This window comes from Candidatus Thiosymbion oneisti, assembly GCF_900092655.1.
In the GTDB taxonomy this organism is placed as follows: domain Bacteria; phylum Pseudomonadota; class Gammaproteobacteria; order Chromatiales; family Chromatiaceae; genus Thiosymbion; species Thiosymbion oneisti.
Genome location: NZ_FLUY01000618.1, coordinates 1 through 232, shown reverse-complemented (window position 1 = coordinate 232; position 232 = coordinate 1). Strand labels below are relative to the sequence as shown.

Genomic DNA, 232 nt, shown 5'->3' with positions numbered 1-232 from the left:
CGCCGCTCGGCCCAGGCGGCAGCCTCGCGGCGGAGCGTTTCCAGATCCGGGATGCGCCGGTTAAGGCATTGCTCGCTAAAGACGCTCAGTTCGATCTCGGCGATGTCTAACCAACTGCCATGTTTGGGCGTGTAGTGGATCTCCAAGCGGTCGAGCAACCGCCGCGCTTGCGCGGGTGGAAAGGCTTTGTACAGCGAGGCCGGGGTGTGGGTATTCAAATTGTCCCACACCA

General features: G+C 62.1%; 1 protein-coding gene. It reads right to left on the bottom strand.

Annotated elements, in window-relative coordinates:
* Positions 1-232 (bottom strand): transposase (locus BQ17_RS06780; protein WP_176722330.1); only part of this gene is annotated, 232 nt, incomplete at both ends.